Source organism: Streptomyces sp. NPDC054849, assembly GCF_053610945.1.
Genome location: NZ_JBSGZI010000023.1, coordinates 82,736 through 92,317, shown reverse-complemented (window position 1 = coordinate 92,317; position 9,582 = coordinate 82,736). Strand labels below are relative to the sequence as shown.

Annotated in this window: 6 protein-coding genes and 2 pseudogenes; 5 read left to right on the top strand and 3 right to left on the bottom strand. The window is 72.2% G+C overall.

All coding sequences use genetic code 11. The features are described 5' to 3' along the window. The 5 genes and pseudogenes from ACWGIF_RS13610 to ACWGIF_RS13590 all read left to right on the top strand — a co-directional run. Window positions 1-804 (top strand): annotated as a pseudogene (locus ACWGIF_RS13610) (cytochrome b/b6 domain-containing protein); the annotation flags it as partial. A 29-nt stretch (window positions 805-833) separates the two neighbouring features. Continuing rightward, the gene (locus ACWGIF_RS13605; protein WP_453495726.1) at window positions 834-2,249 is read left to right on the top strand and encodes an NADH-ubiquinone oxidoreductase-F iron-sulfur binding region domain-containing protein; all 1,416 of its coding nucleotides are present in this window, start codon (window positions 834-836) and stop codon (window positions 2,247-2,249) included. Between the two features lie 136 nt (window positions 2,250-2,385). Continuing rightward, window positions 2,386-3,372, top strand: a complete 987-nt coding sequence (locus ACWGIF_RS13600) for an SCO0930 family lipoprotein (protein WP_453495734.1) — start codon at window positions 2,386-2,388, stop codon at window positions 3,370-3,372. A 173-nt stretch (window positions 3,373-3,545) separates the two neighbouring features. Continuing rightward, window positions 3,546-4,022, top strand: coding sequence for a hypothetical protein (locus ACWGIF_RS13595; protein ID WP_453495724.1), 477 nt, complete (start codon window positions 3,546-3,548; stop codon window positions 4,020-4,022). A 175-nt stretch (window positions 4,023-4,197) separates the two neighbouring features. After that, the gene (locus ACWGIF_RS13590) at window positions 4,198-5,772 is read left to right on the top strand and encodes an alpha/beta fold hydrolase (protein ID WP_453495721.1); all 1,575 of its coding nucleotides are present in this window, start codon (window positions 4,198-4,200) and stop codon (window positions 5,770-5,772) included. A gap of 36 nt (window positions 5,773-5,808) precedes the next feature. Here the strand turns inward: ACWGIF_RS13590 and ACWGIF_RS13585 are convergent. From ACWGIF_RS13585 to dacB, 3 genes and pseudogenes are all read right to left on the bottom strand, one after another. After that, window positions 5,809-6,047: pseudogene (locus tag ACWGIF_RS13585) on the bottom strand (SRPBCC family protein); the annotation flags it as partial. Window positions 6,048-6,106: 59 nt separating this feature from the next. After that, a complete protein-coding gene (locus tag ACWGIF_RS13580; protein ID WP_453495718.1) occupies window positions 6,107-7,573 on the bottom strand; it encodes an MFS transporter in 1,467 nt (488 codons plus the stop codon). Between the two features lie 126 nt (window positions 7,574-7,699). Further along, the gene (gene dacB, locus ACWGIF_RS13575) at window positions 7,700-9,289 is read right to left on the bottom strand and encodes a D-alanyl-D-alanine carboxypeptidase/D-alanyl-D-alanine endopeptidase (protein ID WP_453495715.1); all 1,590 of its coding nucleotides are present in this window, start codon (window positions 9,287-9,289) and stop codon (window positions 7,700-7,702) included. Window positions 9,290-9,582: the final 293 nt, after the last annotated feature.

Below are 9,582 nucleotides of genomic sequence, written 5' to 3'. Positions count from 1 at the left end.
GCCCTATGCGCCGCCGGCGCGGCTCTCGTCTCCCTCATCGTGGCCGCCCGCGCGGGCGCCTTCACCCAGCTATGGGACTTCCTCGACTACGGGGCGGGCGTGATCTCGCTCGTTTCGCTCACCTCCACCGTTCTGTGGGGGCTGGTGGCCACCGACCGGGTGCTTCTCGAGTCCGGTCACCGCCTGCTGGCCCAGGGAGCGCACCGGGGCCTCGCCGTGTCGGGCCTGGGCTTCCTGGCCCTCCACATCTGGGTCAAAATCGCAGAGCAGCGGACGACCGCGGGGTCGGCCATGGTGCCGTTCACCGACCTCGAGCAGCCCGTCCTGATCGGGCTCGGCACACTGGCCGGATACCTCTTCCTGGCGGTGGCCGTCTCCGGCGCGGTACGCAGCGCGTTCGCCACCAAGGGCCGCTCGCTGTGGTGGCGGGCCCTCCACCTCGGCGCCTACCCGGCCTGGGGCGCATCACTGGTGCACGGGCTCAAGGCGGGCCGGCCCGCCGACACCTGGGTCACGGCGGCCTACGCGCTCTGCCTGGTCGGTGTCGCCGGTCTCCTCGCACTGCGCCTCAGGTCCCGTATGCGCGACGCGCCTTCACGCCCGGCCGCTCCCCAGGCCGCGCCCCAGACACCCGTCACGGTCGCCCTCCCCCGGCAGAGGCGGGGCACGCGTACGGCCGCGTCCGCCCGCCCCGCACCGCCGCCCCGGCCCGACTACCCGCCGCGTGCCGCCGTGTACGCGCCGAGCCCGGCCGGCAGCGGGCGGGACGGCGAACAGTTCGCCACCCCTGAGCGGTGGATGTGAGCGGCTACCCGCGCCCCAGCCTCGGCTGTGTGGGCGCCCCCCGGCTGCTGGCCGGGCTGGACCAGGCCCCGCGGCTGGACCGCGTGGGCCATCTGACCACCCACGGCTCGCTGCCCCCGTACCGCCCGGACGAACTCGTCGACCTCGCCGACAACATCGACCTGCGGGGGCGCGGCGGGGCCGGCTTCCCCTTCTCCCGGAAACTGCGCGCCGTCATGCGGTCGGCCCGGGCACGCGACGGGATGACCGCCGTCGTCGTCAACGGCAGTGAGGGCGAGCCGAGTTGCCTCAAGGACAAGGCGCTGCTGCTGCACGCCCCGCACCTGGTGATCGACGGAGCCGTCCTGGCCGCCGCGGCGCTCTCCGCCGAGGAGGTCGTGGTGGCCGTCACCCGGCCGGACGTGGAGCAGTCGGTGCGCGAGGCCATAGCGGAACGCGGCCCGGCCGGCGGCCGGGTGCGGGTGGCCCGGCTTCCCGAGCGCTTCGTCACCGGCGAGGGCACCGCCATGATCAGCGGCCTCAACGGCGGTGCGACGGTGCCGTCCGGGCAGAAGGTGCGCACCAGCGAGAGAGGCCTGGGCGGCGTGCCCACCCTGCTCTCGAACACCGAGACGTTCGCCCAACTCGCCGTCGCCGCACGGCTCGGCGCGCTGGACTACCGTCAGGCCGGCCTGCCTGCCGAGCCGGGCACCGTGCTGCTGACCGTCGCCGGCTCCACGGTCGTCGAGACGCCGACGGGGGCCGCGCTGTCGTACATCCTGGAACTGTGCGGCACTGATCCCGGCCAGGGCGTCCTGGTCGGCGGCTACCACGGCAAGTGGCTGGATCCGGGGTCCGCCCGCGCCGCGGAGGTGTCCCGGCAGTCCCTCGACTCGCTCGGCGCGCGGCTGGGGGCGGGGGCGGTCCTGCCCCTGCCCGAGGACACCTGCCCGGCCGGCGAGGTGGCACGGGTGACCCGCTGGATGGCGAAGGAGTCGGCCGGCCAGTGCGGCCCCTGCGTACGGGGGCTGCCCGCACTGGCCGACGTACTGGAGGACGCCATCAGGGGAGGGGGCAGAAACGCCCTCGAGACGCTGGAAGCGAGGATGAAGGTGGTCCTGGGCCGGGGCGCCTGCAGCCACCCCGACGGCACCTCCCGCTTCGTGGCCTCGGCGCTCGCCGTGTTCCCCGACGAGTTCCGGGACCACGCGCTCGGCAGCGGGTGCGGCCGACGGGTGCTGGGGGCGCTGCCGCTGCCCGAGGACGAGAACCCGGAGCGGCTGGTGGTGGACTGGACCCTCTGCAAGGGGCACGGGCTGTGCGTGGACATCCTTCCCGACGTCGTACGGCTCGACGCGGACGGCTACCCGTCCCAGGCCTCCATGCCGGTGCCGGGACAACTGCGGCAGAAGGCGCTGCGCGCGGTGCGGCGCTGCCCGGCCCTCGCACTCCGCATCCAGGACTGAACCATTGCGCCGGGTTCATTCTTGGCGCGATCTGACAAATTCCCAGGGATATTCCCTTCCGTCGCCCCGGGCCCCGTATCAATTACCTGGGACACGAAAACGCGGGACCGAACCTGAAGGAGAGACCGTGAAGAGAATGCGTCGTGAGATATTCGCCGGGTCGGCGGTCGCGGTACTTCTGATGACCGCCGGATGCGGCACCGCCGATAATTCGGCGGGAAAGGGGAGCTCGGTCCAGCCGGTGGGCGACAGCAAACAGGTCGGCTCCGCCTACGACGGCGCGTACGGAAGCGGAAGCGGGTCCGGCGCCGTCCCGGCGGGCGAGGCAGGCAAGAACGGTCCGGCCGGGGAGCTGAAGGTTCAGGAGACCCCGGAGTTGGGCGCGACGGTCACCGACAGCCAGGGCTTCACGCTCTACCGGTTCGACAAGGACACGCCCAAGCCCCCCAAGTCCAACTGCGAGGGGGACTGCGCCACGGCGTGGCCCGTCGTGGCCGCGGACGACGTCTCGGCAGGTCAGGGCATCGACACAGCCCTCCTCGGCTCCGTCGAACGGGCCGACGGCACACGGCAGTTGACGCTCGCGGGATGGCCCGTGTACCGGTACGCGAAGGACACCAAGCCGGGCGACACGCTCGGTGAGGGCGTCGGCGGTACCTGGCACGTCCTGGGCCCCGACGGGAAGCCGGCCGCCCCCGGCGGAAAGCCGGCCGCCGACCCCGGCACGAGCGGGGCGGAGGGAGCGGACAAGGCCGGACAGGGCGCGGCACTCACCGTCGACCAGAACGCCGACCTCGGCCCCATCATCACGGATGCGGAGGGCCGGACGCTCTACCGGTTCGACAAGGACAGTGCCTGGCCGATGAAGGTCACCTGTGTCGGCGCCTGCGCGGAGACGTGGAAGCCCGCCGCACCCGTCGACAAGGAAAAGGTGAACGGAATCGCTGCCGAATTGGTGGGCAAGGTGAAGCGGCCCGATGGAACGGAACAATTGACGATCGACTGCTGGCCGGTTTATACGTTCACCGGTGACAAGGAAGCCGGGGACATCAGCGGGCACAACAAGCAGGGCCTCTGGTTCGCCGTCACCGACAAGGGCAAGAAGGCGAAGGCGGCCGGCTAGGACGACACCGGAAAGCCGGCCCCCGAACCCCTACCCCTACCTCCTCTTACTCCTCCCCGTCCGTCCTCTCCCCACCCCTCACCCCGTTTCCATCCCCTCCCCGATGCGCGTGGTGCCCGGGCCCTCCCCTCCCGGGCACCACGACCCCGCCCCGATCAGCCAGTGAGGTCGCCATGCCGTTCACCGACCGCCGCACCCGGCGGATCCGTCCGTCGCTCGCGGCCGTCGCCGCGGTGTCCATCGCCGCGCTGCTGTGCGGAGGCTGCGCCGGAAAGACCGAGGAGTCCGGTGAGGCCGGGAAGACCGAGAAGGCCGGGAAGGCCGCAGAGGCGGCGGCGCCCCCCTCCTCCTCGATCGAGGAGATCGCGAAGGCTCTCGGCTGCACCCCCGAAGTGAGCGTGGAAGCCGAGGAGTTGCGGCAGGGCGGATGCGAGACGGGGCAGGGCCCGTACCGCATGGCCACCTTCGCCGCCGACGAGGGACTGCGCTCCTGGCTGACCGAGGCCCGGATGTACGGCGGCCTCTATCTGGTCGGGGACCGATGGGTCGTCACCGCCCAGACGACGGAGGCCCTGACCACCCTGCGCGAACGGCTCGGCGGCTCCATCGAAACCGGCACCACACACGGCGACCACTCCGCGCAACACTGAACCCGCGGGAACGACCTCTGCCTTGGTGAGAAAGGCCGACTGCGGCGTGTCGGCCAGTTGTCCGTTTCCGGCTCGTTCGTGAGGAGCACACGGCACGGCCCTCCGGGATGATTCGGCCCGGCTCGCCGTGCAACAAGGTGGAGTTGTAAGCGACTTCACCGAAAGGATCGGCTCAGTGGCCCTGAAACGCTTCGCACCGCTGCTCGCCGCCGCCGGACTCATCGCCGGCACCGTGCCCCTGCTGACCGCGACACAGGTCTCCGCCGCCCCCGCAGCGGACTACCTGAAGCAGAAACCCGCCTGGCACCGCTGCAGCTCCGAGCAGCCGGCCGCGTACGAGTGCGCCACCCTCAAGGTCCCGCTCGACTACCGGCGTCCCGACGGGCGCACGCTCGACCTCGCCATATCCCGGCTCAAGAGCGAGAACCCCGCCAAGCGGCACGGCGCCATGCTCTTCAACCCCGGCGGCCCGGGCGGCCCCGGGCTGGACCTGCCCCTGCTGATGGACGAAGCGATGCCCAAGGACGTACGGGACCAGTACGACCTCATCGGCTTCGACCCGCGCGGGGTCGGCGCCAGCAGCCCGATCACCTGCGGGCTGGAGGACACCGAGCAGAACTTCGACCGGCCGTACCGCCCGGAGACCTTCTCCTCCGACGTGACGTGGGCGCGCACCGTCGCCGAGAAGTGCCGCGAGAAGGCCGGTTCGGTGCTGCCGTACATCACCACCCGCAACACGGCGCGTGACATGGATACGATCCGTGCGGTGCTGGGCGAGCGGAAGATCTCGTACGTGGGGTACTCGTACGGGACCTACCTCGGCGCGGTGTACTCGCAGATGTTCCCGGAGCGCACGGACCGCTTCGTGCTCGACAGCGGTGTGGACCCGCAGAAGATCTGGCGCGGCATGATCCAGGTGTGGGCCACGGAAGCCGAGCCCGCCTTCGCGCGGTGGACGCAGTGGGCGGCGGAGCGGTCCGCCGAGTACCAGCTGGGCGACACCCCGAAGGCCGTGTCCGACACGTTCTGGGGGCTGGTGGAACGCGCCGACCGGGAGCCGATCGACTTCGAGGGGCAGAAAGTCGACGGAGACCTGATCCGGTCCGCGCGTGGGGTGTTCTTCTACCCGTCGCAGGCCACCCCGCTGATGGCGGCCCTCAAGGCAGCGGCCGAGGGCAAGCCGCTGCCCGCGGCCGCGAACCCGGCGGAGCTGAAGCGGCTGCTCACCGGCGGCAGGGCCGCCGAGCCCGCCACGGACAACGGCACCGCCGTCTTCTGGGCCGTGGTGTGCGGGGACACCGGCAACTGGCCCCGCTACACGGAGCAGTACGAGCGGGACGCGGCGAAGGACAAGATCAAGTACCCGCTGTACGGCGACTTTGCTTCCAACATCAAGCCGTGTGCCTTCTGGGACCGGCCCGTCGAGTCCGCCACGCCGATGCACAAGAAGGCGAACGTTCTGACGGTGCAGAACGAGTGGGACTCACAGACCCCGCTCTCCAGCGGCCAGGGCCTGCACCGCGCGCTCAAGGGCTCGCGGATGGTGCTGGCGGCCGGCGGTGAGGGCCACGGCGTGTACCTCTTCGACGCCGCCTCCTGCGCCAACGCCCCGGTGAACTCGTACCTCGCCACGGGCCTGCTGCCCGCCGAGGACGTGACCTGCCAGAACCCGCCGGCTGCCGCCGAGCGCCGCGATGCGGTGGCGCCGTCGAAGCCGCTGCCGTTCCCGGGCGGCCCCGGGCGGTTCTGACGCCGGCCTGAGCGCACCTGAGCGCACCTGCGTGAGGGACGCCTCCGCGGCCGCCTTGATACGGCGGCCGAAGTCGGGGGCGTCCTTGCGGGCTGTGCGCTGAACGCGAGGCCGACGAGCAGTCTGCCGAGGCCGTGGCCTTCGAGGGAGTTGAAGATCCGGACCCTGGTGCGGTCGCCGGGGAGGGCTTCGAAGTCGTAGCCGTCGGCCGTGACGAGGTTCCTGCTCTGCTCCGTCCAGCGGATCGGGTACGGCGGGTCGAAGCCGACGATGCGGTCCTGACATGCAGCTCCTCGATGCCACGTCCCGTGATCCACGATCTCAGAGCGGCACCCTACGCGCGCGCCGACGGCCCGGCGGCAGCTTCCGGGGCCGGGCCTGTGCCAGTGCCAGGGCCCGGGCCGGGGCCCGGGCCCGGGGCCGCGCCGACCCGGCTGCCACGCAGCGGGGTCAGCAGCCCAGCGCCGAGGACCAGCAGGCACAGCGCCCCGCCGGCGAGGCTGACCGCAGGGACCCCGTGGCGCGCGGCCATCAGCGTGAGCACAGCCGCGCCCACCGGGCCCGAGGCGTTGTGCACGGTCCAGAAGGCGGACGTGACCCGGCCGAGCAGGTGGTCCGGGGTCACCTCCTGGCGCAGGGTCATGGTGCAGATCCCGCCCAGGGTGATCCCGAACATGAACACGGCGGCCAGGGCGGCGATCACCGGCACGCTGCGGCTGACGCCCGTCACCGCCACCCCGACGGCGATCATCGCGACCGAGGTCAGCCAGCACGTCCCGAAGCCGAGGATCCGGCGCAGCCGGCCGGCGGTCAGGGCCGCGGCGACGGCGCCGGCCCCGCTCACGGCGATCACGTAACCGAGGGTCGCGGCGTTGCAGCCGAGGTCGTGCTGGACCCGGTAGATCAGCAGGTCGGTGGCGCCCATGGTGACGAAGGTCAGCAGGGTGAGCTGGATGGTCAGCGGCCGCAGCAGCGGGTGGCTCCACAGGAAACGGAAGCCGACGACGAACATCTCCCGGAGCACGCCGGACGCCGCCCCGGACGCCTGCGCCGAGACCGCCCCGGAGCCGGAGCCGGATGCCGCTGCGACCCCGGCTCCGGATGCCGCCCCGGCCCGGGCCTTGTCGGTGCCGGTACGGTCACCTGGGGGCCGGGGGGTGAACCTCACCCATCCGAGACTGGCGGCGGAGACCAGGAAGGTCGCCCCGTCCACGGCCAGCGCCCAGTCCGCGCCCACCCCGGCGGTGATGAAGCCGGCGGCCACCGGCCCGAGCAGGGTCCCGAGGGCGAAGGTGCCCATCAGCCGGCCGTTGGCGGCGGTGAGGTCCTGTGTGCGCACCAGATTCGGCACGGCCGTCACGTACGCCACGTCGAACAGCGTCTTCAGTACGGCGACCAGCGCGGTCAGTACGTACAGCAGCCAGATCTGAGGTCCGGCGGCCCACCAGACGAGCGGCACCGCGCCGAGCAGGACCGCCCGCACCAGATCGCAGACGATCATGAGACGGCGGCGGTCCGCCCGGTCCACCACGTATCCGGCGAACACCCCCGTCCCGATGGCGGTGGCCCCGGAGACGACCGTGACCAGGCCCATCTGAACGATGGACCCGGTGGCGTCGAGGACGAGCAGCGGGAGTGCGAGCAGCGAGACGGACCCGCCGAGCACGGACAGCGCCTGGCCGAGCCAGAAGACGTTGAAGTCCTTGTTCCGCCGGAGCGGGGGGCTCGTATGGCGGGTTGCGGATTCCGGTGAGATGTCCCGTCCCCTTCTGCCGTGCGTCCCACGGGTCGGGACGCACACACGGGGACGTTAGGGGAGGGCCTTCCGCCCTGTCACCCGGGTTTCCAGGGGAGGGAGGAGCAGGAGGGGCAGGGGGACAGAGGGGGCGGGTCCCGGCCCGGGGTGGATACGCGGGTCGCCCGCGGATCAGGGCGACTCCTGGAGGTAGGCGGCGATCATGGCGAGGTCGTTGGCGATGGTCAGCACCCCGGCGGGGTCGGCGGTCGGCGTGGAGGCGCCGTTGACGCCCGCGTAGAAGGTGTCGAAGCGGCCACCGCCCTTGTCCAGGTATCCGGCGATCGTGATGGCGCCGACAGCCAGGCGGTCGTTCAGGGCGTCGCCTCCGACGGCCGCGCCGGTCTTGCCGAACACCTTCCCGCGCGCCGGGCAGCTGCGGCAGTTCTCGGCCAGCAGACCGTCGACGCCGAGGATGGGCAGGGCCTCCCGGAAGAGCCGCGCGTCAGGGGTGCGCTGCCAGTACGCCAGCATCTGCACGAGCGCCTGGGGCGTGGCGCGGTCCGCGGGGTTGCCGCCGCGACCGTCCATGAGCTGCGCCTGCCTGCGGTCCACGCCCGCCCGGTCCAGGAAGTCGGCGAGCACGGGGAAGCCGTCCTCGCACTGGTTGCTGCCGGCCTTGACCGCCATCAGGCAGATGCCGAGGTTGGCGCCCAGGTTGTGGCTGACCTTGAGGATCAGCTTGGCGTACTGGGCGAAGGGCGGAGAGGTGTACTCGGCCACCCGCGGCCGTCCCGCGAAGTCGCGCGGCAGCCGGGCCACCGGGTTGGGGCCCGCGGGGTCGGCGCTGACCTGTACTCCTGCCCGCCGGAGCGCCTCGATCAGGGCGGCGCGGCCGAAGGCGGCCGGGTCGGTGATCGGGGAGGTGCGCAGCAGCGGCTCGGCGTCCGCCGCGATCGTTCCGGACAGCCGGATCCGGGTGCCGCCGTCTGTGGCCGTCACCGTGACCGCGGTCGGCTCACCGGCCGCCACGGTCTTCACCGTGGAGCTGACCTGGTAGGGAGCGACCTTCGGGCGCCAGTCCAGCCGGGCGTCCGCTCCGGCGCGGTCCCCGGGAGTGGTCAGCAGGTCGATCAGGTTGTCGTTGATGATCAGCGGTGTCGGGGTGGGGTCGAGGACGGGGTCGGGCCGGAAGAGCCGACTGTCGACGATCACGTCGCCGTCGAGGCGGGTGATGCCGGAGGCGCGCGTCTGCCGGGCGAGCCGGTCGATCCCGGCGAGGGGGTTCTCCGGGGTGAGGGTCGCGCCGGGGAAGTCGTTGGCGTAGGTGTGGTCGAGATCGGTGTAACCGACCGTGCCGTCGGGTCGCGTCCTGCCGCCCATGGTGAGGTCGCCCTGGGCGACGAGGTCGAGGTCGCCCGTCAGCGTGCCGCCCTTCCGCTCGCCGACCGCGTAGAGCGGCGTCACGAACCGGTGGTCCGAGCCGAGGGTCTGCCACGGCCCCGAGACGCTGATCAGTTTGGCGGTGGACCCGGGGATGAAGAACTGCCCGGGGGACAGGCTGTGCACCACGCGCCCGTCGTCCGGTCCGGTCTGCAGCAGGCCCCACTGGGCATGGCGGTATTCCGGCTTGCGCATGATCTCCGTGATGCGCGGGTCGAGCCGGTCCTGACCTCCGCCACCGGACGCCCCCGGAGACGGGGAAGGAGACGGCGACGGCGCTCCGGCCGCCGTACCCGAGGCGAGCGCCACGAACAGCAGTGCGGCGCACGTTGCGGCCACGCTGCGCCGCCTCGATGCGGAGTGGACGGGACTGCTCACAGCGCGCTCCGTTCGTCGCCGCTGTCTCCTCCCGAGGCCTGTGAACAGGGTGGCACGGCCCGACTCGGCATGCATGTCATCCGCCGCCCACCCCACATCGGGCCCGGCATCAGCGGACTCCCATGCCCGCCCAACTCCCTTGGCCGTCGCAGGGGAAGCCACAGCGAAGGCCTCACCGCCACCGTGCCGGCTCTCGCGGAGCGCGCCGGGATCAGGGGTGGACCGGGCGCTCGCCGGAGCGAGTCCGTCGTGCC